Here is a 255-nt window from a genome sequence, read left to right on the forward strand (position 1 = left end):
GTGCAACGAAGCTGGCAATGATGATGTTCCGTATCTTCATGGTCTTTTCCTTCTGCGTGTCAGCGAGGCTATGCGGCTAACTGCCCGGCCTGATTCAGGCTGATGGCATCTCGAGGCCGCGCTGCACAGCAGGGCGTGCGAGACCGCGATCGAACCAACGCTGGACATGAGTGAAGCGATCGAAGCCGACAAGGTCGCGCGCCTCGTAAAAGCCAATCAAGTTACGAACCCACCCGAGCAGAGAAATGTCGGCAA

General features: G+C 57.3%; 1 pseudogene. It reads right to left on the reverse strand.

Annotated elements, in window-relative coordinates:
• Window positions 1-94 precede the first annotated feature (94 nt).
• A pseudogene (locus AB4Y42_RS44600) lies at window positions 95-255 on the reverse strand (glutathione S-transferase); the annotation flags it as partial.

The sequence above is a fragment of the Paraburkholderia sp. EG286B genome (assembly GCF_040965655.1).
Lineage (GTDB): Bacteria > Pseudomonadota > Gammaproteobacteria > Burkholderiales > Burkholderiaceae > Paraburkholderia.